The organism is Verrucomicrobiia bacterium (assembly GCA_019634625.1).
Taxonomy (GTDB): domain Bacteria; phylum Verrucomicrobiota; class Verrucomicrobiia; order Limisphaerales; family CAIMTB01; genus CAIMTB01.
The window spans coordinates 16,852-42,959 of sequence record JAHCBA010000044.1 but is presented as its reverse complement, the minus strand read 5'-3'; the positions used below and the strand labels follow the sequence as shown (position 1 = coordinate 42,959).

Annotated in this window: 18 protein-coding genes; 13 read left to right on the top strand and 5 right to left on the bottom strand. The window is 67.0% G+C overall.

Annotation, left to right across the window (positions count from 1 at the left end; translation table 11 throughout):
• Window positions 1-12: 12 nt before the first annotated feature.
• The 5 genes from KF833_20285 to KF833_20265 are packed head-to-tail and all read right to left on the bottom strand — an operon-like array spanning window position 13 to window position 4,144.
• Entirely contained in the window at window positions 13-696 is a 684-nt protein-coding gene (locus KF833_20285) for an energy transducer TonB (GenBank protein ID MBX3747654.1), read from the bottom strand.
• A gap of 7 nt (window positions 697-703) precedes the next feature.
• Window positions 704-1,114 carry a biopolymer transporter ExbD gene (locus KF833_20280; protein ID MBX3747653.1) on the bottom strand — a complete coding sequence of 137 codons (411 nt, stop codon included), beginning with the start codon at window positions 1,112-1,114 and terminating at the stop codon, window positions 704-706.
• A 12-nt stretch (window positions 1,115-1,126) separates the two neighbouring features.
• Complete coding sequence (locus KF833_20275; protein MBX3747652.1) at window positions 1,127-1,849, bottom strand: MotA/TolQ/ExbB proton channel family protein; 723 nt, start codon at window positions 1,847-1,849, stop codon at window positions 1,127-1,129.
• A gap of 34 nt (window positions 1,850-1,883) precedes the next feature.
• Window positions 1,884-3,323 (bottom strand): MotA/TolQ/ExbB proton channel family protein, encoded by a 1,440-nt coding sequence (locus KF833_20270; protein ID MBX3747651.1) that lies wholly within the window; start codon window positions 3,321-3,323, stop codon window positions 1,884-1,886.
• A 50-nt stretch (window positions 3,324-3,373) separates the two neighbouring features.
• Window positions 3,374-4,144 (bottom strand): DUF3450 family protein, encoded by a 771-nt coding sequence (locus KF833_20265; GenBank protein MBX3747650.1) that lies wholly within the window; start codon window positions 4,142-4,144, stop codon window positions 3,374-3,376.
• Window positions 4,145-4,880: 736 nt separating this feature from the next.
• On the opposite strand from KF833_20265, the gene KF833_20260 reads away from it, so the two are divergent.
• From KF833_20260 to KF833_20200, 13 genes are all read left to right on the top strand, one after another.
• Window positions 4,881-7,541, top strand: a complete 2,661-nt coding sequence (locus KF833_20260; GenBank protein MBX3747649.1) for a TonB-dependent receptor — start codon at window positions 4,881-4,883, stop codon at window positions 7,539-7,541.
• A gap of 114 nt (window positions 7,542-7,655) precedes the next feature.
• Window positions 7,656-9,194, top strand: coding sequence for an amidase (locus KF833_20255; protein ID MBX3747648.1), 1,539 nt, complete (start codon window positions 7,656-7,658; stop codon window positions 9,192-9,194).
• Between the two features lie 132 nt (window positions 9,195-9,326).
• Window positions 9,327-10,766, top strand: a complete 1,440-nt coding sequence (locus KF833_20250; protein ID MBX3747647.1) for an amidase — start codon at window positions 9,327-9,329, stop codon at window positions 10,764-10,766.
• Between the two features lie 11 nt (window positions 10,767-10,777).
• Window positions 10,778-12,364, top strand: a complete 1,587-nt coding sequence (locus tag KF833_20245) for an amidase (protein MBX3747646.1) — start codon at window positions 10,778-10,780, stop codon at window positions 12,362-12,364.
• A gap of 16 nt (window positions 12,365-12,380) precedes the next feature.
• Complete coding sequence (locus tag KF833_20240) at window positions 12,381-13,937, top strand: amidase (protein ID MBX3747645.1); 1,557 nt, start codon at window positions 12,381-12,383, stop codon at window positions 13,935-13,937.
• Window positions 13,938-14,020: 83 nt separating this feature from the next.
• Complete coding sequence (locus tag KF833_20235; GenBank protein MBX3747644.1) at window positions 14,021-15,619, top strand: amidase; 1,599 nt, start codon at window positions 14,021-14,023, stop codon at window positions 15,617-15,619.
• Window positions 15,616-17,208 carry an amidase gene (locus tag KF833_20230; GenBank protein ID MBX3747643.1) on the top strand — a complete coding sequence of 531 codons (1,593 nt, stop codon included), beginning with the start codon at window positions 15,616-15,618 and terminating at the stop codon, window positions 17,206-17,208. The genes KF833_20235 and KF833_20230 overlap by 4 nt, the downstream gene beginning before the upstream one ends.
• Before the next feature lie 28 nt (window positions 17,209-17,236).
• Window positions 17,237-18,301, top strand: a complete 1,065-nt coding sequence (locus KF833_20225) for an asparaginase (GenBank protein MBX3747642.1) — start codon at window positions 17,237-17,239, stop codon at window positions 18,299-18,301.
• Window positions 18,291-19,460, top strand: coding sequence for an asparaginase (locus tag KF833_20220; protein MBX3747641.1), 1,170 nt, complete (start codon window positions 18,291-18,293; stop codon window positions 19,458-19,460). The genes KF833_20225 and KF833_20220 overlap by 11 nt, the downstream gene beginning before the upstream one ends.
• Window positions 19,450-21,054: an amidase gene (locus KF833_20215; GenBank protein ID MBX3747640.1), complete on the top strand. Its 1,605-nt coding sequence runs from the start codon at window positions 19,450-19,452 to the stop codon at window positions 21,052-21,054. Before KF833_20220 ends, KF833_20215 begins: the two co-directional genes overlap by 11 nt.
• 39 nt (window positions 21,055-21,093) lie before the next feature.
• A complete protein-coding gene (locus KF833_20210) occupies window positions 21,094-22,662 on the top strand; it encodes an amidase (protein ID MBX3747639.1) in 1,569 nt (522 codons plus the stop codon).
• 30 nt (window positions 22,663-22,692) lie between these two features.
• Window positions 22,693-24,279, top strand: a complete 1,587-nt coding sequence (locus KF833_20205; protein MBX3747638.1) for an amidase — start codon at window positions 22,693-22,695, stop codon at window positions 24,277-24,279.
• Between the two features lie 128 nt (window positions 24,280-24,407).
• Complete coding sequence (locus tag KF833_20200; GenBank protein MBX3747637.1) at window positions 24,408-26,108, top strand: asparaginase; 1,701 nt, start codon at window positions 24,408-24,410, stop codon at window positions 26,106-26,108.

Below are 26,108 nucleotides of genomic sequence, written 5' to 3'. Positions count from 1 at the left end.
ATGGCTGGGGGTTCACAGTCGGAAGGGGACCTGCATGCGATAGCGGGCACGGACGGGTTGTCCGCCCTTCATGGGGGGTTCGAAGAGGCATTGTTCCGCCGCGGCCACGGCGGGTTGCACGAACTCGCGGACGGAGGATTCGAGGACGCGGTCCACGGTGACACGACCCGATTGGTCGATGATGAGCAGGAGGACGACGGTGCCCTGGACGCGGGCGCGTCGGAGTTCGAGGGGATAGGTGGGGGTGACGGTACGGATGCGGGCTGGAGGGCGGTCGAGGTCCTGGACATCGAAGATCTGGAGATCGGCGACGGTGGTGGCCTCGGTCTGGGTGGCGAAGGAGTCGATATTGAACCCGCCGGCGAGGGCGTCGCCGAAGCCGGGATTGAGGGCGATCTCCATCTGGGCGAGGGAGAGGGGCTGGGCGGAGGTGTCGGGCGGTTCGGGTTCGGGCGGCGGGGTATCCTCCGGCGGGGGTTCGAAGTCTGGGGGCGGGGGTGGGGGCGGGGGGAGGCTTACCTCGACCATGCGAAGTTCCTCGCGGGTTTTGCCGCTGGCGGAGAGGAGGGTGGTGAAGGGGAGGAGGAGGAAGGTGGCGGCGGCGCAGAGGCCCATGGCGGCGAACGGGGCCATGCGACGGCGCGAGGCGCCCTTGGGCGCGAACGGGGCGAGGAAGCGATCCTTGGGAGTCCTCATGCGTGAGTCAGCGGTTGCCTTCGGTGGAGATGCTGACGGCCTTGGCGCCGCCGAGTTTGGCCTCGTCGATGACCTTGACGAGGAGTTCGGTGGGGACCGATTTGTCCGCCTGGAGGATGGCGGGCATGTCGGGGTTTCCCTGGGTGAGGCGGCGGACGACGGAGCGGACGCCACCGACGCCGACCTCACGGCCGCCGTACACGACCTTGCCGTTGGAGGTGATGGCGATGAGGATGCTGTTGGATTCGAGGGGCAGGGCGGCGGTCGCCTCGGGCTTGCTCACCTGGACACCGGTTTCCTCGACGAAGACCGTGGTGACGATGAAGAAGATGAGGAGGATGAAGACCATGTCGATGAGCGGCGAGATGTTGATTTCGTCGCTGACGGGGATGGCGCGGGCAAGGGATCGGCGTGGCATGGGGGGAGGGGGTTAGGAGGTGGCAGGGGCCAGACCGCCGAAGGCATCCGGTTGGGGCGCGGCGGGATGGGAGGGGGGGATTGGGGCGGGCGGGGCGGGCGGGGCGGGTTGATCCGGGCCGGTTCCTTCGGGGAGGAGCCGGGCGAAGCGTTTGAGGGTGAGGTTTTCGGCGCGACGAAGGAAGAGATCGAGGCGGTCGCGGAGGCGCCGGACGCGGGAGACCACGACATAACCGGGGATGGCGATGACGAGGCCGGTCTGGGTGGTGATGAGGGCTTCGGAGATGCCGCCGGCCACGAGGTCCACGGTATCCTTGCCGCCACCGCCACCGGAGATGCCGGCGAAGGTGGCGAGCATGCCGGTGACGGTGCCGAGGAGGCCGGTGAGGGGGGCGGTGCTGATGATCATGACGACCCAGCGAAGGCGGCGGTCGAGGGCGGGGAGGTAGGTGGCCTTCACCTCGGCGAAGCGCTCGCGGATGTCCGCCAGCGAGCGGACGCCGTCCTGGGTATAGCGGACGATGTCGGCCATCTCACCGGTGGCGTCGGCCGGCTGGTCGATCCAGTGGCCCCATCGATTTTCGTCGGTGTGGAGGAAGTCCTTGCCACGAAGATCGAAGTAGAGGTCGAAGACGACGTAGTAGATGGCGAGGCACTGGAGGGCCAGCGGGATCATGAGGAACCCGCCATTGGTCCAGAGCTGGAGGACCTGCTGGGTGAAATCGGCGGTCAGCATGGGGTGCGGGGAGGGGGGGTGAGGGCGGGAAGGTTCAGGCGGCGACCGGTTCGGGGGAGCCGGCGAGGCTGAGGTCGAGATCCGGTTGACGGGATCGGATGGCGGCGACGCCGTTGCTGAAGGCGGTGGAGATCTGTTCCATGTCACCCATGACTCCGTTGACCCGACGGGAGAGGTAGCCGTAGAGGAGGAGGGAGGGGATGGCGACGATGAGGCCGAACTCGGTGGTGATGAGGGCCTCGGAGATGCCGGACGAGAGGGATTTGGCATCGCCGGTGCCGAAGAGGGTGATGAGGTTGAAGGTGGTCATCATGCCGGTGACGGTGCCGAGGAGGCCGAGGAGCGGGGCGACGGCGGCGGTGACGGAGATGAAGGAGAGGCCGCGTTCGAGCCTGGGCTGCACTTCGAGCATGGTTTCGAACATCATTTCGTCGAGGACCTCCTTGGGGAGTTTGAGGTTGTGGATGGCCTCGTTGAGCATGCGGGAGGCGGGGCTGGTATGGGTGCGCAGGGTTTTTGCGGCTTCGCTGGCCTTGCCCTGACCGAGGAGGGCGAGGACCTCACGGAGCACGGTCTTGGGGAGGCGTTTGACACTGGAGAGTTCCCAGAGTTTGAAGAGGGCCATGACGACGGCGGCGGCGCCGAAGCCGAGGATGGGGAACATCCAGAGGCCGCCCTTCTGGATATGCTCGCCGAGGGATTCCTTGCTGGTGACGATGGCCTTGGCTTTGCCGAGGGTGGGGTCCACGGGGAGGGGTCCATCGCCGGCGGCGATGAAGCCGGCGATGGCGGGGATTTCGGTGCGGGAGAAGACGGTGATCTTCGGGTGCTCGGCGGCGCCGCGCTCGACGAGACCGGCTTGTTTGCCATCGGCGGTACGGAAGTAGGAGAGGGGACCGAGGAGGGCGAAGGTGCCGGGCTCGACGGAGCCGTCGGGAAGGATGGCGCGGCCGTCGAAGCGGGCCCCGCCGAGCCGGGCGAGGAGCCGTTCGAAGCCGAGGTCGAGGACGGCGACCTTGGAGCGGAGGACCTCTTCGCGGGGAAGGTCGGGATTTTCGGCGAGGTTGAGGAGGTGGGTGAGTTGCCTGCCGTAGATCTGGATTTCGCTGGAGTCGATGGTGGAGTTGAGGCGGCTGGTGTAGTCGGTGAGCAGCGTCGAGATGTAGTCGATCTCGTCTGCGCGCATCTTCTCCTCGGTCTCGAGATTGCGGAGATCCACGCTGCGATTGTCGGCGAGGCGTTGGAGGCGTTCGGCTTCGCGGCGTTTGGCGAGGAGTTCGGTTTCGGCTTCCCGGAGGGCGACGGCGAGGGGGATTTTGGCGGCGGTGATCTGGTCGCGGAGGCGGGAGAGTTCCTGCTGGGCTTCGACCAGTTGGGCACGTGCGGGTGCCGGAGAGAGGGGGCCGGAGGCGGTTTGCGCCTGGAGGGAGGCTGCCGCCAGGCAGAGGGAAGTGAGGGTGAGGAGCTTCTTCATGAGCGGGAACGTGGGTTGGACAGGTCGGGGGGGGCGGAGGTCGGGACGGATCAGCGGACCGCCAGCCTGGCGGGAAGGGACACGAATGCGGGTTGCTTCTCGTTGCGTTGGACGGCGATGGCGTCGGCAATGCGGAGTGCGGCCGGGCCTTCGGCGCGCGTCCAGGTCCAGCCGTCGGCGGAAGGTTGTCCGAAGCCCGCGTACTGGGCGCTTGGATCGCTGAAGTAGGCGATGCCGAGGCCGAAGTAGAGGGTGCGGACCTCCATGGAGCGACCGGGTTCGACTTCACGCACCTCGCTGACCAGGGACGGGGTGGAGTTGAACCGGTCGAGCTGGGCGAGGAAGGCGACGACCGTCTGCAGGCGCTGGGAGACGGGGAGGGGATTGGGTCGGCCGGCGGCGGGAAGGCGCATGAGGACGGGGCCGAGTTCGGTGCGAAGGTGGGGTGGAAGGGCGGGAACGAGGGAACGCATCGCATTCTCGAACCGGTCGATGGCCTCGTTGAAGATCACCACCTGGGTCTTCGAGGCGGCGATCTTCTCGAGGAGTTCCGAGCGGGCCTGCTCGGTGCCGGACGACGCGTCGTCGAGGGTGGAAAGCCGGCTGGTGAGGAGTTCGATTTCCTGGGTGGAAACGGCGAGGGCATCGGCGATCGCCTGCTGTTCGCGGGCCCAGGCATTACGTTCCTCGGAGATGGTGGCCTTGACGTTGGACCATTCCTTCCAGAGGTTGCGCACCTCCTCGATGGGCGAGGTTGCGTGGGAGGACAGGGCGGCAGCGGTGACGAGGGAGCACAGCAGGAGACGGAATGGCGACTTCATAGGGGCTTGGGGCGTGGGAACGACAGTTGATGGTGATCATTGAGGAACGGACACGCCCGCCGGCATCCGTGCCATCGAGGGTGCGCGCACCGGCTCATGCTCCAGGGGATTCCCCGGGCTGATCCCGGAGAGAAGCACTGCCGCCCAGCGCAACCGCCATCCGCCTAGCACCCACTGTGCCAGAGTTCCCCGGTGTGGGTCCGCAAGGGCGGCCAGGCTTGTCGTCCCCCAGAAACCAGCTGCCCGCACTCCTCGAACTCCGTTCACGATGGATGAGGAACAGGGCTGGGCGGGACCGGAACGGGGCAGGCGGGGCCGGACGGGGCGAAAAGTGGTCAGCCTGTGCACAAACACCCGCCGACTGATCAAGAACGAACCAATCCACCATCCGGCCGGCTGCCAAGGAAGCATGAGCACTGCTCATGCCAGCGGTCTGTTGGAATTCATCCAGGGGCCGGAACGGTGACGGATGCCAATCCATTCATGGCTGAGTCGAGGATGAACTCACGGATGGATCGGTTTCAGGCATGGCAGGGATGCCTGACTCCGTAATGTGTCGCCTGAAACGGCCAGGCGGCCGGCCTGGGGAAGTGACAGGAACCGGGGCGCATCGCCTGGCATGCCCGGTGCTAGGTGCGGTGCGCCGGGGCGCGGCTCCTCCGATTCCCGATCCCCCCGAGTGAGTCGAGGAGTGTTGCGGCGCAGGACGCCCGACGCACCCCGGAAACTCCACAACATGAATCCCACCAACAACTCACTACTACGTTCCATTCGTGCCCTGCTGGTCCTGGGGGTTCTCACCCAGACGCCGGATCTGATCCTGGATGCCAAAGCGCAGCGGACCGGAGAGGGCAGCACCACGGCCAGCAGCGACATGGAGGGCGCCGCCGGGGAAGTGGAAGCTTTGGAGGCGATGGGAGGCAGTGACCCGACCTTCATCCTGCCCACGACGCCGGTGGAAAGCGTCATCGGCTTCAACAAGTCCATTCTGGACACGCCCCGGTCCGTGACCGTGTTAAGTGCCGAACTGCTTACCGCCGCCGGGGTGGAGCACGTCGAGGACCTGTACCGTGTCGCGCCCAGCACCTACACCAACTTCCGGTTTGGTCTTCAGGGCGGCATCAACGTGCGCAACCAGTCCGGAGACTACTATTTCCGGGGCATGAAGAAGCCCGATCCCCAGGGGAATTACCGGACCATTTTCACGGCGTTCGACTCGATCGAGGTGGTGCGCGGGCCGGCGTCCCCGATCTTCGGCGGCGGGCGGATCGGCGGCTATCTCAACTTCAACCCGAAGACCGCGCGGAGCGTGACGGGGAAGTACATGGAGTCGAACGAGGGCAAGCTGAGCATGACGATCGGCTCGTGGGACAAGCGGGTGGCGCAGGCGGAATACGGCGGGCCGGTGAAGGTCTTCGGGTCCGAGCGGAAGGCGGGATTCTACTTCTACGGGTTCTTCGAGGATTCGGGATCCTATTACGAGACCAACTTTGACAAGCACCTCGTCGGTCAGCTGGCGGTGTCGGCGGACATCAACGATGTGTGGCGGGCTGAGACCGGCATTGTGATTCAGGACTCCCGCGGCGGACTCAACGGCGGGGTGAACCGGGTGACCCAGGACCTGTTCACACAGGGCAAGTACTGGAGCGGAGGGTTCTCTGTGCCGCTGGACGCGAACGGGGACGGGAAGATCTCGGACCGGGAGTTGTTTGCGTCACGGCGGGCTGACGCTGCGTACAACCCGATCTTCGTCAACTTCGGCACCGTCACGGGAACGCCGACATTCAAGCAGGAGGTGGACGAGACAGGGCGGCCGATCGGGCCGGTGCGGCGGGTGGACACCGGGGCGGTCATCGGTTCGGGGGCGGCGGCGCTCACCAATCTGCCCGAGCCCTGGCAGCTCGACTACGATTCGTGGGAACTGGTGGACTACAACTTCCGGAGGACGCTGGGAGAGGACTTTTACGACGCCACCATCTTCGACGTGTACTTCGACGTCATCAACGACGTGAACCCCGAACTCACGATGAAGAACCAGATGTACTTCCACACCTATGATCAGGTGAAGGACGGGAGGAACCCATTCTCGCAGATTCAGAGGCCGACGACGTTTGAGAACAAGTTCACGGTGTCGCACGAGGCGGACTGGCAGCCGGACTGGTTGCAGGGGACTTTCCTGGCGTCGGTGAACGGGCGTTACACGGACACCTACCGGGAAAACACGACCAACTCCGACTACGACCAGCGGCGGGACCTGATGTCGGGGCCGAACGGGGGATTCAGCCCGAACGACACCTTCTACAGTTTTCTGGACCGGCGCGGCCTGGACGGCAGTGCCATCACGCGGATCAACGATTCGCAGTACTGGGAGGCGGGGGTGGGAATGCTGACGGACCAGACCCTGCTGGAGAAGGTGAATTTCATCGTGGGCGGCCGGTTCGACTATGTGGACGGGCGGTACTACGAACCGCCCGGTGTATTCAAGGGCAAGAATGCGGCCAACTTCGGGTTGACCGAGAACATCGAGAACCGGTTGAGCACGACGCCGGTGGAGGCGAGCGGGAACGATCATGACTTCTCCTGGAGTGCCAGCATGAGCTATCTGGCGCCGTACAACCTGCGGCCCTATGTCACGGTGGCCCAGCAGGCGGCGCTGCTGGTGGACACGTCGGATGCGTCGATTGCGCCCAGCAGTTGGAACCGGGGTCCCTATGCCAGGTCGGAAATTGTGGAGGTGGGGTTGAAGGGAACCTTCCTTGACAACCGGCTGTTTGCGGCGCTGGCGTACTTCGAGCAGAACCGGACCTCATTCTCGCTGGACGACGGCGTGGAATCGGTGGACGCGACGGTGAGCCGCGGGATTGAGTTCGAGGTGCGGTACGCCCCGACCCGGAGTGTCAGCATCGTGGGATCGGCGGTGTTCAGCCGGGCGAACTTCCTTTCCGGGGGGAGCCAGCAGGTCAATGGCCGGTACGTGGGCTTCTCGGACGTGATCGATCCGGCGACGGGACAGGTCATCGTGCCCGCGGAGGCGTTCGGGTGGGGTGGCAAGCCGCAGGTCAACATTCCGCACGGCGGCATTTACAGCGAGGTGCCGGGGATCCCGGACCGGATTTTCAACCTGTTTGCGACTTACACGCACAGCAGCGGGTTCGGGGCGGGCTTCGGGGTGAGTCACCAGGGTGGATTCGCGGCGGATCGGACGCTGATATGGAACCTGCCGGCGGCGACGACGCTCAACTCGACCCTGTTTTACAACAAGGGTCCGTGGCAGGCGAAGCTGGACCTGAACAACCTGACCAACGAGCAGTATTTCGTCCGCGGTGCGAACGCCGGGATGATGGTCGGGGTGCGACAGCCCTTCAATGTCGAGGCGACCCTGGCGCGGACCTTCTGAGAGGCGGGAATGCAGGGAGATCCACCGATGGACGCCGAGGAACGGAGAACCGGGTGGAACTGCATGAGCGCGGAACTGACCCAAGCAACTGGCGAGAGCCGATCTGGAACATCCATGAGAAGCACCGAACGGAGTACGAACGTGAAGACAACAGGAACCGGCCTCGACCGGCGTGAGTTCCTGGCGACAGGAACACGGGCCGGGATGGCCGGAGCGGTCCTGATGGCCGGACATCGAATGGGGGCCCGGGCGCAGTCCGGGGCAGGGCGGGGTGGCGGTTCGGAACTGCACTATCTCCCGGCGACGGTGATGGCGTCCATGATCCGGCGGCGCGAGGTCTCCGCCCGGGAGGCCGTGGACGCGTGCATCCGCCGGATCGAGGCGGTGAATCCGAAGCTCAATGCGCTGGTGATGGCGTGTTACGATCGGGCCCGGGCCGAGGCGCGGATGGCCGACGAGCGGCAGGCGCGGGGGGAGAGACTTGGGGCGCTGCATGGGGTGCCGATGTCCTTGAAGGACTCGATCGACAGCGAGGGCGTGGTGACGACGGGTTGCACGCTGGGGCGGAAGGGGTTCGTACCCGGGAAGGACGCCACCGTGACGGCGCGGTTGCGTGCGGCGGGGGCGATCCTGGTGGGGAAGACCAACACGCCTGAATTCACGATGGGCTCATTCACGGACAACCTTGTCTATGGGCGGACCAACAACCCCTATGACCTGACACGGATTCCCGGGGGGAGCAGCGGTGGGTCCGGGGCGATCGTGGCGGCGGGCGGGGTGCCCTTTGATCTGGGTTCAGACACCGGGGGAAGCATCCGATCGCCATGCCATTACAACGGCGTGGCCGGGATCAAGCCGACCAACTGCCGGGTTCCGAGGACGGGTCACATTGTGGATCTGCACGGGATCTTCAACCGGCGCACCCAGATCGGGCCCCTGGCACGGACCGTGAGCGACGTGGACCTTGTGCTGCGGATCATCATGGGTTCCGACGACGTGGACACGCATGTGACTGATGTTCCGCTGGGCGGGACAGCGGATGTGAAGCTGAAGGGTCTGCGGGTGGCCTTCTATACGGACACGGAAGGGTATCATCAGCCGCGGCCGGAGACGGTGGCGATGGTGAAGCGGGTGCTTGGGGGGTTGGAAGGTGAGGTGGCATCGATCACGGAGAGTGCGCCGCCGGCCATTCCGGAGGGGATTGCGATCATGCAGAAGGCGAGGGCGGCCGGGGGTGGCAGTCACATCCAGCGGACAGCGAAGCGATGGGGTACGGAGACGCTGTATCCGACGGTCCAGGCGCGAGTCACTGGCAAGACCTCCACGGCGGCTGAGTTCACGCATCTGCTGGAGGAGCAGGATCGCATCCGGCAGGAGCAGGCGAGGTGGTTCAGGGATTACGACGTGATCGTCTGTCCGACCCAGGCGTATGGGGCGCCTCTGCATGGGGCGCCGAACCCGGGTTCATCGAGCTACCGGACCATCTACAACCTGAATGGATGGCCGGCCGGGGTGGTCCGGGCGGGGACTTCGCCCGAGGGCATGCCGATGGGGATCCAGGTCATTGGGCACCCGTGGCGCGAGGACGTCGTCTTCGCGGTGATGGCGGCGATCGAGTCCATGACCGGAGGTTGGAAGGCGCCGGCGATTTAATCCGAACCCATGAATTCCATGACATCCAAAACCAAGGCGGGCCGCGAAGCGGTCCTGAACGGGAGAGCGGGTACGGGTAGCGGGCGCGGGTGGCGCCGGCGGACCTTTCTCAAGTCGAGCGCCGGGCTGGCGATGGCTGCGGGGGTGATGGCCAGTCCCCGGCTTCGGGGCTCGTTGACCCCGGCGGGTGACGTGCCCTTGATCGAACTGTCGGCGAAGCAGCTTGCGGAGAAGATCCGGCGCCGGGAAGTCACTGCGCGGGCGGCGGTGCAGGCGTATCTGGACCGGATCGAGGAGGTGAATCCGAAGATCAACGCGGTGGTGACGCTCTGCGCCGACCGGGCACGGCTGGAGGCGCGGAGGGCGGACGAAGCGCTGGCGGCGGGGAAGGTGATGGGACCACTGCACGGGGTGCCGTTCACCATCAAGGACTCCCTGGAGACGGCCGGGGTGGTGAGCACCTCGGGAACGCTGGGTCGGGCACTGTATGTGCCGGAGAAGGATGCGACGGTGGTGGCGCGACTGCGGGCGGCCGGGGCGATCCTTCTGGGCAAGTCGAACACGCCGGAGTTCACGATGGGCGGAGGGTCCCGGGGCACGGCGAATCTGTTGTTTGGACAGACTTACAATCCGTACAACCTGGCGCATTCGCCGGCGGGGAGTTCCGGGGGGGCGGGGGCGATTGTGGCGGCGTGCGGGGCGGCCTTCGACATCGGGAGCGATCTTGGGGGAAGTGTTCGCGGACCGTGTCATGCCAACGGCATTGCCGGAATCAAGCCGACCTCGGGGCGGACACCGCGGACGGGGCATGTGCCCGGATACGGAGGACTGTTTGATTCGTGGCAGCAGCTTGGGCCGATGGCGCGGCGGATGGAGGACATCGAGCTCTTGATGCCCATCATCTGCGGCGAGGATCTCGATGATGCGTTTTGTTATGACGTCCCGATGGGAGATCCCGGGAAGGTGGCGGTGGGGCGGCTGCGGGTGGCGTATTACACGGACAACGGAGTGGCGCCGCCGATTCCGGAGATTCGCCGCCTGGTCCGGGACGCGGCGGGCTGGCTGGGGGAGGCCGGGGCGTGGGTTCAGGAGGACATCCACCCGAACTATGTCGAGCAGCACGAATTGTTCACTCAGGCGCGGGAAGCCGAGGGCGGGGCGTGGCAGGAGCGGTTGCTGAAGCGGTACGGCACCGCGGTGGCGGATCCCGGGCTGCGGGCGCGGATCAGCGGGAAGTACGCAACGACACCCGATCTTATCCGGCTGATGGAGGAAGTCGATCTGGCCAGGAGCGGGATGCTGCAGTGGATGCGGAACTATGACGTGGTGCTGTGTCCGGTGAGTCCTTACGCGGCGGCGCGTCTGGATAACCCTCCTCCGAGGAATGTGAATTACACGCGGCACTACAACGTGTCGGGGTGGCCGGCGGCGGTGGTGCGGGCGGGCACGAGTCCCGAGGGATTGCCCCTGGGCATCCAGGTGGTGGCGGCCCCGTGGCGGGACGATGTGGCGATGGCGGTGGCCCGGTTCATCGAGGACCGGACCGGCGGCTGGAAGAAACCCAATCTCTAAGACCCCCCAACATGATTCCCTCCGAATTGCAGACCTCTGAAGGGCCCACAGACAGCGCCTCACGAAGCGCGACGACGGGCTCCGTGGCGCGGTCCAGTCGCCGGCGGTTCCTGGCAACCGCGGGGCGCTGGGTGGCGCCTACGGTGGCCGTGATGACAGCACGGGCCGCTTCGGCTTCGACCGGCGTGCGTTACCTGGCCTCGAAGCACAAGACCGATGTTCTGACCGAGAGTTCCGCCACGCGGCTGGCCGAACTGATCCGGGAGAAGAAGGTGTCGGCGGTTGAGCTGGTGAACGCCTACATCGAGCGGATCGAGCGGGTGAATCCGCACCTCAACGCCGTGGTGACGAAGTCGTATGAGCGGGCGCTTCAGGAGGCGCACGCGGCGGACACGGCGCTGGCGCAGGGAAGGTTACTCGGACCGCTGCACGGGGTGCCGATGACCGTGAAGGATTCGATCGACACTGCGGGCGTGCGGACGACCTGGGGGACGCTGGGGCGGTTCGATCATGTGCCTGACAAGGACGCGACCGTGGTGGCGCGGTCCCGGGCGGCGGGGGCGATTCTGTTGGGGAAGACCAACACCCCTGAGTTCACGATTGGGAGCGGTTCCTACTCGGTGGGCACGTCGATGAACCTGGTGTTCGGATTGACGCGCAACCCATACGACACGCGACGCAGCGCGGCGGGGAGCAGCGGCGGCGCGGGGGCGATCGTGGCGGCGCACGGGACCGGGTTCGACATCGGGAGCGACTTTGGCGGGAGCATCCGGTCTCCATGCCACAACAACGGGATTGCGGGCATCAAGGCCACGGCGGGGCGGGTGTCACGGACGGGTCATTCCGTGGACTACGGTGGGATCTACGACAGCCAGCAGCAGCTTGGACCGATGGCGCGCCGGGTGGAGGATTTGATCCTGCTGACTCCCTTGATGGCCGGGCCGGACTCGCTGGACGCGGCGCTGGTGCCGGCGCCGTTCCGGGATGCGGCGGCGGTGGATCTGAAGGGGTTGAAGGTCGCGTTCTTCTCCGATGTCGAGGGGCATCACAAGTCGACGCCGGAGACGGTGGCCACCGTGACCCGCGCGGCGCGGGCATTGCAGTCGGCGTGCCGGTCGGTCGAGGAATCGGCTCCGGACGAGTATGTGGCCATCTGGGCGCTGTATCCGAAGCTGCGGTTTGCGGACAGCAGCCAGTGGATCAAGCGGATTGCGGACCGGGTGGGAACGAACTTTCCGGCGGCCGGGCGGCGGTTCGACGGGCCGATGCTGACGGTGCCCGAGCTGAGTGCGTTGATCGAGGAACGGGACCGGCTGAAGCGGAAGTATCTCCAGTGGTTTCAGAAGTACGATGTCCTGATCTGTCCCACCAACGCCTCTCCAGCCCGAGTGATCGGTGAGGACGCAGCGCCCGGAGCCGGTTACACGACGATCTACAACCTCACCGGCTGGCCTTCGGTGGTGGTGCGTTGCGGGTCGGCCGGTGAACTGCCGATCGGACTGCAAGTGGTGGCGAGGCCGTTCCGGGAGGACGTGGCCTTTGCGGTGGCGGAGCACCTCGAGTCCGTGTTTGGCGGATGGCGGCCCCCGGCGATTTGAACCCTTAGGAACACCCATGACCCAGACCCTTGAATCCCCTGTCCGGCGTGCGCGGAGCCGTCGTGACCTGTTTCGAACCCTTCCCGGCATGATGGCCCTGGCGGCCACGGCCGGGGGCGCACGGGCGGCCCGTGCGGTGACCGGCCTGCCATCGGGTCCGGCGCGCAAGCATGACGGCGATCTCACTGCGATGTCGGCGATGGCGCTGGCGAAGGCGATCCGGCGGAAGGAAGTCTCGGCGGAGGAGGCGGTGCGGGCGTATCTCGGCCGGATTGAGCGGGTGAACCCGTCCATCAATGCCGTGGTGACCCTGTGCGCGGACCGGGCGTTGCTGGAGGCGCGACTGGCGGACGAGCGGCTGGCGAAGGGCCTGCCGGTGGGGCCGCTGCATGGCGTGCCCATGACGATCAAGGACTCCCTCGACACGGCGGGGGTTCGAACGACTGGCGGCACCCTGGGGTGGTTGACCCGGGTGCCGGACCAGGACGCCACGGCGGTGGCGCGATTGCGCGCCGCCGGGGCGATCCTGCTGGGGAAGACCAACACACCGGAGTGGACGTTGGGGAGCCCCGGGCTGCGCGGACTGGGGACCACGGTCAACGTCCTCTTCGGGGTCAGCCGCAATCCCTACAACCCGGCGCGCTCCTGTGGTGGAAGCAGCGGCGGATCGGGGGCGATCACCGCCGCGTGCGGGGCCGCCTTCGACATTGGGAGCGACTTTGGCGGCAGCATTCGGAATCCGGCCCACTGCAACGGTGTGGCGGGGATCAAGCCCACCTCGGGGCGGGTGCCGCGGACCGGGCACGTGGTCGGGTTCGGCGGGGTGTACGACAGCTATCAGCAGTTGGGGCCGCTGGCACGGTGGGTCGAGGACATCCATCCCATTCTCTCGATCATCTCCGGTCCGGACGACGACGACGCGGCGATTGCGCCGATGCCGATGGGGGATCCGGCGACGGTGAAGGTCGGGGCGTTGCGGGTGGCGTTCTTCACTGACGTGAATGGATACCACGGACCGAGTGCCGAGACGGTGGCCATGGTGCGGTCGGCGGCGAAGGTGCTGCAGGAGGCGGGGTGCGTGGTCGAGGAATCCGCCCCGTCGGGATACCTCGAGACCTACGCCCTGCTGCCGCAGGTGCGGGATGCGGACGGCGGGGCCTGGCTGGGCCGGGTGAACCGCCGGGTGGGCACGCATCCGCCGTCTCCGGGGCGGGTGTTCGACGGTCCGATGCGGTCGGTGCCGGAATTCGAGACCCTGCTGGAGCAGCAGGACGAAATGCGGTCCCGGCTGCAGACCTGGTTTTCGAGGTACGACCTGCTGGTATGTCCGACCGACGCCTCGCCGGCGCGGGTGATTGGCGAGCGGGCGCCGGCGACCACCAGTTATCGGAGCCTGTTCAATGTCACCGGATGGCCGGCCTTGATTGTCCGGGCCGGGACGTCACCGGAGGGCATGCCGCTGGGTTTGCAGATTGTGGCGCGGCCCTGGCGTGAGGACGTGGCCGTCGCGGCCGGCCTGCATCTGGAGGCGGCGATGGGCGGCTGGACCCGGCCGGGACTGCTGGCTGGCTGACATGGAATCCGTACTTCGCCGAGCGGGCCTGAAGGCGTGCCGGCAACTCTTCCTCCCAAGACCCTAAAAAACACAATCCCTGCATGAAGCCCAACTCACTCCTCCTGGCCGGCCTGTTGATGGCCGTCGGACCGGTCGCCCCGGCGGCGCATCGGTTCGATCTGGCCACCGCCACCATCGCCGACATTCAGAAGGCCATCGACCACGGGGCGTTGTCCTCGGAGAAGCTGGTCGAACTGTATCTCGCCCGGATCGATGCCTATGACCGGAAGGGACCGAAGATCAATTCGGTCATCACCATGAATCCGAAGGCCATCGAGGAGGCCCGGGCCCTGGATCGCGAGCGGCTTGAGACGGGACGCCGGTCGCCGCTGCATGGGATCCCGGTGGTGATCAAGGACCTGATCGACATGGAGGGGTTGCCGACCACGGCGGGATTCACACCGTTCGGCAGTCCGATTCCCGAGCGGGATGCGGGGGTGGTTGCCCGGGTGAAGGCGGCGGGCGGGATCATTCTGGCCAAGGTGGCGACGGTGAACTGGTTTGGGAACGACGGGTTCAGCACGACGCATCCAATCGGGGCGACGCTGAATCCCTACAACGCGCTGCATCAGCCGGGCGGTTCCAGCAATGGAACAGGCGCGGCGATCGCGGCGTACTTCGCCGCGGTGGGGATCGGGACGGACACCGGGGGATCGGTTCAGAACCCGGCGGCCTACTGCAGTCTGGTGGGGATGGTGGCGTCGCAGGGATTGAGCAGCCGGACGGGCATCGTGCCGCGCGGACCGACTCATGACCGGGCGGGTCCGATGACCCGGAGTGTGTATGACACCGCGGTGCTGCTGGCGGCGATGTCGGGCTGGGACGCGGAGGATCTGGACACCTACCAGGGCATCGGGCACTTCCCGAAGTTCGAGTGGGTGAGCCAGTTGACGAGGACGAATCTGGTAGGACTGCGCATCGGGGTGCTGCGGGAGATGGTCAGCACGGCCCCGGAAGATGCGCCGGCCCGGGTGCTGTTTGAACGGGCGGTCGAGGACTTGAGGAAGGGCGGGGCGCAGATTGTGGATCCGGTGCTGACCGGCATCGACATCCGGCATCAGTCGTCGGGGGCGGTCAGCAGTGTGGCCAGTTACGAGATGATCTCCTCGGGGGACGTGTATCTCAGCCGGCTCGGGCCCAACCGGCCGTACAAGACGATGGCCGAGTTCATCGCGAAGGTGGGTCCGGAGAAATTCAGCGAGCGGTATGTCAACGGGCTGACGCTGCCGCCACCGGACGAGACGGAGGATTTCCACGCCCGGTTCCGGGCCCGGAAGGCGGTTCGCGACCTGATCGAGGGATTGATCGACCGGCACGACCTGGACGCCTTCGTGCTGCTGTACCGCTCGACGCCTCCGCTGGCGAACGCGCCGTCGGGTCCGGCGGCGCCGGTGGTGCCGTCGCTCAACAACCTGACCTCCACCACCGGGTTGCCGGGGATCATCATGCCGGGCGGCTACACGAGCGACAATCTGCCGGTGGGAATCCAGTTCGTCGGGAAGATGTTCGACGACCTGAAGCTGCTGCGGGTCGCCCACGCGTACGAGCAGGTCAGCCGGCGCCGGAAGACGCCTGAGAGCACCCCGCCTCTGCCGGGTGAGTCGTTCGAGTACAACAACCTCAATCTCTCCCGGCGATGAGCGATACCATCTTGCGGAAGACGGGCGGAATCGGGCGGCTGGGCCTGATGGCGGGTCTGGCGCTGGCGGTGTTGGGGCCTCGGGAGGGGCTGGCTGAAGTGGACCTTTCGACGGCCACCATCGCCGACCTGCAACGGGCGATGGACGCCGGGACACTGACCTCGGAGCGGCTGGTCCGGTTGTATCTCGCGCGCATCGAGGCCTACGACAAGAAGGGGCCTGCTCTGAACACGGTGCTGGCTTTGAATCCGAGGGCGGTTGAGATCGCCCGAGAACTCGATGCCGAACGGCGCGAGAAGGGGCCGCGGTCGCCGCTGCACGGGATTCCGATCCTGGCCAAGGACGTCTTCGACACGGTCGAGATGCCCACCAGTGGCGGGTTCAAGCCGATGGCGACTTCGCAGCCGGTGCGCGACTCGTTCGTCATCGCCCGGTTGCGCAAGGCGGGCGCCATCATCCTGGCGAAGCTGAATCAATCCGACTGGTACGGTGTGGCGCCCACGGGTGGCAGCACCCTTGGGGGACAGGTGCTGAGTCCGTACAATCCCCGGAAGTTTGCCGGGGGTTCGAGTTCGGGAACGGGCGCCGCGATGGCCGCCTGGTTCGGCACGGTGGGCCTCGGGTCCGACACCGGCGGATCGATCGTCATCCCGGCCACCCTCAACAACAACGTCGGCATCTCCTCGACGCACGGGCTGGTCAGCCGGACCGGCATGATGTGGAGCTCGCCGATGCAGGAGAACGGGGGGCCGATGGGAAGGTCGGTGTACGATTGCGCGGCGGTGCTGGACGCGATTGCCGGGTTCGATCCGGCGGATCTGGTGACGCTGCAAAGTCTGGGGAAGATCCCGGACCAGCCCTACACCTCGTTCGTTTCGGCGGAGGGATTGGTGGGTGCCCGGATCGGGGTGTTGCGGGAGATGTTTCGGAGCGGCGAACAACACCGCGAGGGACTGGCACTGATGGACCAGACCCTGGCGGATCTTCGGGCCGGCGGGGCCGTGTTGGTGGATCCGGTTCGCACCGGGATTCATTTGATCGAAGCCCAGGTGCACGCCGGTTCGGCCACCTTCGAGAGGGCCTTTGCCATCGACCACTATCTCGCCGGACTCGGTCCCAATGCACCGATCCGATCGGTGAAGGAGATGATTGAAAAGGGCGGCGACATCGTGAAGCCGACCATCATCGAGGCGGCGAAGATCGAGTCGCTGGACCATCACAAGGAGCTGTTCGCCGCGATCCGGCAGAAGGACATGATCCGCAGCGCGCTGGTGGGGTTGATGGACCAGTTCCGGCTGGATGCGCTGGTCCTGCCGTTCCGGACGATGATCACCGAGGAGATTCCGGTGGGAACCAACCGGCCGCCGGACATCCGGAACAACCTCAGTTCCTACACCGGTCTTCCCACGATCATCGTGCCTGGCGGCTTCTTCCCTTCGGACGGCATGCCGTTCGGGGTGCAGCTCCTCGGCAGGCCGTTTTCGGAGCCCACGCTGATCCGGGTCGCCTCGGGGTACGAGGCACGGACGCGACATCGCCGGGCCCCGGCGAGCACGCCGCCGCTGGCGGGGGAGATCCTGGCGTATTGAAGACCTTGCGAGCGGGATCCCGAAGATCATGAGAACCCTTCAACGAACGTGGGCGGTGTGGGGGCTCGCCTGTGCGGTGGGCGCGGGCGCCTGGCTCCCGGCTGGAACGGCGCTGGCGGAGGAGTTGCCGAGGGTGGCGCTCTTCACCACCGGCGGAACGATCCAGAGCAGGGGCGATCACCGCCAGAAGCTGACGGAGTACAGCGACAGCCGGGTGACTCCCATCGAGCTGCTGGAGGATCTGCCGGAGCTGCGATCGCTGGCCCGGATCGAGTTGACCGAGATCAGCAACATCGGCAGCGGGAACATGACGACCGAGCTGATGCTGCGCCTGGCGCGCGGTCTCAACGCGGCGCTGGCGCGGCCCGGTGTGGCCGGGGCGGTGGTGACGCACGGGACGGGGTCCCTGGAGGAGACGGCGTACTTCCTTCATCTGACCGTGCGATCGGACAAGCCGGTTGTGGTGGTCGGTGCCATGCGCCCGTGGTCCGCCATCAGCCGCGACGGTCCGCTGAATCTCTACAATGCCGTCCGGACGGCGACGACACCCGAGGCGAGGGGGCGCGGTGTGCTGGTGTTGTTGAACGACACCATCCATTCGGCCCGGTTCGTGACCAAGGGAAACACCACGCGGGTGGAGACCTTCGTATCGCGGGAGATCGGGCCGCTGGGGTACGCGGATTCCGACCGGGTGGTGTTCTACCGGTCTCCTCTGACGCGGCACACGACACGGTCGGAGTTCGATGTGTCGTCGATCACCAATCTGCCGCCGGTCGAGATCGTGTACGGGTATCAGGAGGCGTCGCGGGTGCCGCTCGACGCGCTGGTGGCCTCCGGGGTGGCCGGGGTGGTGACGGCGGACATGCCGCCGGGCGTGGCGCTGTCCGTGCAGGGTGCGTTGTCGAAGGGCGTCGTCATCGTGCGCAGCGACCGCAAGGGATCGGGTCGCGTGCTGCACACCGAACGTCAGGCCGGACGCGGGATCGTCACGGCGGACAATCTCAATCCGCAGAAGGCGCGGATTCTGCTGCGTCTCGCCCTGAGCCAGACCCGGGATCCCCGGGAACTCCAACGGATCTTCCATGAATACTGAAACTTTCGGACTCCGTGTTGCCGGGGCGCCCATCAGCCGCCGCCGGGTGCTGACTTCGCTGGGACTGGGGGTGCCTGCCGCGGCCGGATGGGCGCGGCAGGCGCTTACCCAGGAGATCCCGCCTGGACTGCCTCCGGGAGTGAAGCTCCCGCACGTCGTGCTGGTTTCTCTCGGGGGCACGATCGCCAGCCGCGGAGACACCCGGCTCAACCTCAACAACTACGGCGGCCCCGGGAACCGCGTGGGCCCCGAAGTCTGGATCGAGGCGCTGCCGGAGCTGGCGAGGATCGCCCGGGTCACCCCTGTCGATTTGCGTCCGCCGGAGGAACCGGCTGGGACGCGGGGCGGGATGACGGCGGATCACCTGTTCAAGGCTGCGGCGAGGATTCAGGGGCTGGCGGACGATCCGGCTGTGGACGGCCTAGTGGTGACGCACGGGACCAACACCATGGCGGAGACGGGGTGGTTGATGAACCTCGTTCTGAACACCCGCAAGCCGGTCGTGTTTGTCGGGGCGCAACGGCCATGGACCGGGATCAGCGGGGACGGTCCGTTGAACCTGTGTGACGCAGTGCGGGTGGCGGCCGCTCCGGCGGCGGCGGGGAAGGGGGTGCTTCACGTGATGAACCAGAACATCAACACCATCCGCGACGTGATGAAGACCAACGCGTACCGGGTGGACACCTTCCGCAGTCCGGACCTGGGCGTGCTGGGATCCGTCGATCCGGACCGGGTCGTGTTCTACATGGAACCTCTTCAGCGGCACACGTACCGGTCGGAGTTTCACCTGGCGCGACTTCCATCGCCGCCGGTGCTGCCGGCGGTGGAAGTGCTGTACGCCTACATGGAATCACCCGGCTACCTGGTGGACGCGCTGGTGGGTCACGGGGTGAAAGGGATCGTGATCGACGGCACCGGGGCGGGCAGTCCCGGGGGCGGCCAGTCCGAGGCCCTCAAGCGTGCCCAGGAGAAGGGCGTGGTTGTGGTGGCCACGGCCCGCACCCGGGGCGGCCGCGTTCAGGACACCCCACGCCGGCGCGAGGCGGGGATTGTGCCCGGAGACAATCTCCAGCCGGAGAAGGCGCGCATCCTCCTTCAATTCGCACTGACCACCCCCCGTTCCCCCGATGACCTCCAACGCATCTTCCGTGAGTACTGAACGCCGGGTCCTCCCGGGACGCCGCCTCCTCATTCTCGTCGCCCTGCTGGGTGGGGCGCTCCTGCCGGGGACCAGCGCGACCCTGGCGGGAACGACCTTCGACCTGTCCCGCGCGACGGTGGCCGACATGCAGGCTGCCATGGGGGCCGGGGCGCTGACCTCGGAGAAGCTGGTGGGGATGTATCTGCGACGGATCGAGGCGTACGACCGGCAGGGACCGTCCATCCGGGCCGTACTCAATCTCAATCCGAAGGCGATCGACACGGCCCGGGCGCTGGATGTGGAGAGGCGGGAACGGGGTCCTCGCGGACCGCTGCATGGGATTCCGGTGATTGTGAAGGACGTGTTCGACACCTTCGACATGCCGACCACGGGCGGGTTCAAGGCGATGGCCGACGCGCAACCGCCGAAAGATGCGTTCGTTGTGGCCAGGCTGCGCGAGGCCGGCGCGATCATCCTGGCCAAGGTCAATCAGAGCGACTGGTACGGGGCGACCGACATCGTGGCCAGCAGCAGCCTCGGGGGATCGAGTCTCAATCCCCATGCGCTGGATCGCACGCCCGGCTGGTCGAGCAGCGGGACCTCGGCGGGGTTGGCGGCATGGTTTTCTCCGCTGGGTCTGGGCAGCGAGACCGGGTTTTCGATCCGGACGCCGACGTCCGACGGCAACCTGTTCGGGCTATCCACGACATCGGGATTAATCAGCCGGGACGGGCAGATGTGGAGCTACATCACGGGCGAGCGGGGCGGTCCGATGGCGCGTTCGGTGTACGACGTGGCGGTGATGCTCGAAGCGATCGCCGGGTTCGATTCGGCGGATTTGTGGACGGCGCGGAGTCTGGGGAAGATGCCGATGCAGCCGTACACGGATTTCGTCGTGACGAACGGGCTGCGCGGGGCGCGGTTGGGCGTGCTGAAGGAGGCGTACGATTTCAGTCCGGTCGAGAACGGGGCGGCGGAGATGTTCGAGCGGGCGTATGCGGCGATGGAGTCGGCGGGAGCGCGACTGGTGCGCGATGTGAGCCTGGGGATCGATCTGCCGAAGTATCTGCGCGAGGGGTCCCCCAGCCGGTTCGAGCGGATTGAGGCCATCAACCGCTATCTCGCCCGCCAGGGCCCGGACGCCAGGTTCAGGAACGTCGGCGAGATGATGGCCAACACGATCCATCCGGTGCGTCCGGAGATCATTGCGGCCGCCGCGAAGCCGCGGGATCTGGACCGCGATCCCGAGTACCGGGCCGTGCTCGAAGCCAAGGAGGCATTGCGGGAGCGGGTGGTGGAACTGATGGATCGATACCGCCTCGACGCCCTCATCTATCCGCACAAGCTGCACGGTCCGCTGGTCATTGGTCCGAGGAGCGCGCCGACCAGCCAGTACACGCCGAATCAGCTCAGCCCGGTCACCGGGTTGCCGGCCTTTGTCGCTCCGGCCGGGTTCACGCCGCAGGAGCTGCCGATCGGCATCGAGATCCTCGGGCGCCCGTGGTCGGAGCCGCAGTTGATCCGGTTGGCGGCGGGTTTCGAGGCGGTGTACCCGCAGTTGCGCCCGCCGGCCAGCACCCCGCCGATCGAGGGGGAGACTTTCACCTACTAACCCGCAGCCAACCTCAACCCCATGAATCCAACGCATCCCATGTCGGAATCCACCCCCGTCCTCGAGAGTGACCTTCCCGCCACCGCCTCCCGATCCGGTTGCCGCCGAACCCGGTCTGAAACCTGGTCACGACGGCAGTTTCTCGCCGCGGGCGCCATGGCGGGCGGTGTGCTGGCCTCCGGGCGCCTGGCCAGTGTGAGCTGGGGCGCGGCACCGTCCGAACTCCTGACGCAGTCCGCCACCGAACTGGCGTCGCGGATCCGGAAGAAGGAGATCTCGTCGGTGGAGATCGTCGAGGCCTGCCTGCGCCGGATCGAGTCGCTGCACCCGATGTTGAACGCGGTGGTGACCGTGTGCGGGGACCGGGCGATGGCGGAAGCGAAGATGGCCGACTCGCGGCTGGCGCGGGGCGACGTTGCAGGACCGCTGCACGGGGTGCCGTTCACGCTGAAGGATTCGATCGAGACGGAGGGGGTGGTGACGACGGCGGGGTCGCTGGGACTGCGGAGCTGGGTTCCCACGAAGGACGCCACGGTGGCGGCGCGGTTGCGGAAGGCCGGGGCCATCCTGCTGGGCAAGACCAACACCCCGGAGTTCACCCTGGGCGGCTTCAACCGGGGGACCTACAACCTGGTCTTTGGCCAGACCAACAATCCCTACAACACCGCGCACACGCCGCGGGGATCGAGCGGCGGGGCGGGGGCGATCGTGGCGGCCTGCGGATCGCCCTTCGACATCGGGAGCGACTTCGGGGGCAGCATCCGGTCCCCGGCCCACGCCTGCGGCATTGCCGGGGTCAAGCCGACGACGGGTCGCGTTCCGCGGACGGGACACTGGCCGGGATACGGGGGGGCGTTTGATTCCTACCAGCAGTTGGGGCCGATGGCGCGATGGATGGTCGATATGATCACCCTCCTGCCGATCGTTTCGGGGCCGGACTTCCGGGATGCCGCGGCGGTGCCGGCGCCGCTGGGGGATCCGGCGAAGGTGGATCTGAAATCCCTGCGGGTGGCGTTTTACACGGACAACGGGGTGGTGACGCCGACACCGGAGACGCAGGCCATGGTGCGGGCCGCGGCGCGGGCGATGAGCGAGGCGGGGGCGATGGTGAAGGAGGATTTTCATGGGGGCGACGCCGAGGGGAACGAGATCCGGCAGAAGCTGACGCGGGCGGACGGGGGGGCGTGGTACCAGCGGTTGCTGGACAAGGCGGGGACCACCGAGCCATCGCCGGGCATCCGGCGGAACCTGACGGGCAACACCATCCCGACCTCTGAGTTCACCGATTACATGGAACGGCAGGACGCCCTGCGCAGCCGGTTGCTGGGGTGGATGAAGAACTACGACATCATCCTGTGTCCGACCAACGCCTTCCCGGCGCCGGCGCATGACCGGCCGGTGCCGCAGTCGGCGGGGTACACCTCGATCTACAACCTGACCACCTGGCCCGCGTGCGTGGTGCGGTACGGGACATCTGCGGAAGGGCTGCCGCTCGGTCTCCAGATTGTCGGTCAGCCATGGCGTGAGGATCACATCTTCGCGGTCGGACAATTCCTGGAAAAGACGGGCGGCTGGAAGGCGCCCTCGATGCTGCTGGCCTCCCTTTGAAACTCCCGAGCCTTCAACCGACGAAACTCTATGAACTCCTCCATTTCCCCCGTAGTGCCCGAATCCCGCCATGTTCCCGCCGCGCGGGGCGTGTCGCGTCGCCAGTGGTTCCAGCCGCGCCGCCATCGCACCCTGGGGGCGGTAGCCGCCGGGCTGGCGATGGCGCCGGCCATCCTCCGAACGGCGACGGCCGCCTATCGGACCTCGACGGATTCGAGCGACGATCCGCTGTTCATGTCGGCGACCAAGCTGGCGCAGTGGATTCGAACGAAGAAGGTCTCGGCCTCTGAGGTTGTGCGGCTGCACATCGACCGGATCCAGAAGGTGGATCCGATTCTGAACGCCGTGGTCATGCCCTGCTTCGACCGGGCGCTGCGCGAGGCGAAGGCGGCGGACGAGGCGCTGGCGCGGGGCGAGATCAAGGGGGCGCTGCACGGGGTGCCGATGACCCTCAAGGATTCCCTCGACACCGAGGGGGTGATTTCCACCGGCGGCACGCAGGGTCGCTCGCACTTCATTCCTCCGCGCGACGCGACCTCCGTTGCCCGGCTGCGTGCTGCCGGTGCCATTCTGCTGGGAAAGACGAACACGCCGGAGTTCACCACGGGCGGCGTGTCCGGGTTGGGCACCACCGCGAACATCCTCTACGGGATGACGCGGAACCCGTACAACCCGCGCTACACGACCTATGGATCGAGCGGAGGCGCGGGGGCGATCGTGGCGGCGGGCGGGGCCTCGTTCGACATCGGGAGCGACTTTGGAGGGAGCATTCGCGGTCCGTCGCATGCGTGCGGGATCGCGGGGATCAAGCCGACCTCGGGCCGCATTCCGCGCACCGGACACATCATCGATTACGGCGGCACCTTCGACTACTACCAGCAGCTCGGGCCCATGGCGCGCCGGGTCGAGGATCTGGTGACCCTACTGCCGATCGTCAGCGGTCCGGACTACATCGACGCCGCGATTCACGACGTTCCGCTGGGCGATCCTGCGGAGGTTGAACTGCCGAGACTGCGGATCGGGTTCTACACGCAGCAGGGTCCGGGGGCGGCCGGCGCCTCGAGCGAAGTGGTGTCGGTGATTCAGGCGGCGGTGAAGGCGCTGTCCGACGCCGGATGTGCCGTCGCCGAGGCCGTGCCGCCCCACATCATGGAGGCGGTCGAGTTGCGGGGCCGGTTGACGCGGGGCGACGGCAATGCCTGGCAGAAGCGGTTGACCGAACGCTACGGGACCATCGTGCCCGGTCCGGCGCGCCGGTTCGACCAGCCGCAGGTTCCCGTGGCGGAGTTCGTGGCGATGCTCGAGCGCCAGGACGCCATCCGGACCGAGATCCTGACCTTCATGGAGAACTACGATGTCCTGATCTGCCCGGTGCGGGCGACGCCGCTCCCACCGATCGGGGATCCGGACGATGTGGGGAGCCTGCCGGGTGCGAGCTTCACCTCGATCTACAACCTGACGGGCTATCCCGCCGGGGTGGTGCGCGGCGGAAGCTGCCGGAACCAGCTTCCCATCGGGGTGCAGGTGGTCGGCCAGCCGTGGTGTGAGCACGTCGTGTTCGCGGCCATGGCGCATCTCGAGAAGAAGCTGGGCGGATACCAAAGGGTGACCCTGTGAGGAGACGATCGGGTACGCGCGCGGACGCGGGTGATGGGCCTGCCGTCCCCCCGATGACGCGGTCTGGCTTGAAGGGGCGACTTTCCTGCATGACCACACAAACCCTCCGGGCCGGGATCGGAGTCGTCATGACGACGTGCTCGATGATGCACGTGGCGTCGGCGGAGGTGCCCTTGCCGAAGATCGCGGTGTTTTCGGGGCCGACGGCGACCATCCAGAACGCCTATCCGCTGATCACCGGGAACAAGGCGCGGCATCAGCACGGGTTGCCGCTGCTGAACGGGCCGGACGGCCGGCCGCTGGCCTTCGACCGGCTGTATGCCCAGCGCCTGGCGGCGCCGGTGACGGTGTATATCGAGGCGTTCTCCGCGCACCCCCTCGAGTCGGATGCGGCGGAGCTGTACGCACCGCCGGACGGTTATCTGGACCGGGACGGCCGGTTTCGGGAGCAGCGGACGGGACCGGACGACCGGCCGGTGTACGCGGTGGAACTGCGGCCGGAGGATGGATTGTATCCGCTGCCCTATGTGGCCCGGCAACGGGACGGGAAGGCGTGGGACGCCGCGGGGGCGTTTCCCGGGGCGCCGTTCGAGCAGACCCGGCAGACCTTTTATCCGGACGGGTCGCGGATCTTCGAGGAGATCGAACGGTCGGGGGGATCGCTCTACGGCAAGGCCGAGTACCACTTCTACCGGCCGGCGCCGTCGGGGGGATATACCAAAGGGCTTCCGGCGGGACGGCGCACGGATCATGGCACCGGCGATGTGCCGCCGGAGCGGCTGGGGCGGGACTTCTTCCGGTACGGCGAGCATCGTGCCGACGCGCCGCGCGGGCGGCTGGCGGTGGCGACGCGGATTGTGCAGGAGGCGATGGCGGGCGGGGAATACGCGGGCGGGATCTGGCTCGAGGGAAGTCCGAACGTCGAGGAGTCGGCCTACTGGTTGAACCTCCTCATCGACACGACGCGCCCGATCGTCTGCCACAGTGCGCAGCGGGCGCGCGGGTATCTGAGCGCCGACGGCGACCGCAACATTGTGGACGGCGTCCAGTACATCCTGTCCGGGCTGTGGGCGGATGAGCGCGGCCGGGACCGCCTGGGCGGGGTGTTGATCGTGGACCAGGTGGTGTTCTCGGCACGCGAGGTGCAGAAGGGCGATGCGCGGCCGGGCGGTTATGTGGCCACCGGCGGGTTCGGCGGGGTGCTCGGGAGCGTCGGCTACGACACCACCATCACCTTCCTCCCGAACCGGCTCCACACCCACCGTTCGGAAGTGCGGATCAGTGCCCTGCCGGAAACGGTGACGGGCGTGCGGCGCGACGGAACGCGGATTGCGACGCGGGCGGTGCGGGTGAAGGACACCGCTGGGAACCTGGTTCCTGAATCGATTCCGAACGTCAGCATTGTGAAGGCATCGCGGTGGCGGGATCCGGATCCGTTCGCGAACGGCGACGACGAGGTCGAGGTGTTGTCACGGATCGAGGCGAACCTTCGGGGTGAAGCCCTGGCTGGGTTCGTCCAGGAAGGGGTGACCGGCGGGGGGCTGACGATGCCGGTGCAGGCGGCGCTCGAGCGGGCGGTGTTCTCCGGGTTCCCCCTGGTCAAGGTGAACCGGGGGAATCCCGAGGGCTTCATGCGGCGGAACGCGAACGATCTCTACATCGAAGGCGGGAACCTGACCGCCACCAAGGCGCGGCTCCTGCTGATGGCCTCGTTGCTGAAGCTCGGGGCCCTGCCTCCGGCGGTGGATCCGATGCGACCGACGGAGGCGGAGCGCCGCGCGATCCTGGGCAGGATTGCGGAGTACCAGCGGATCTTCGACACCCACTGA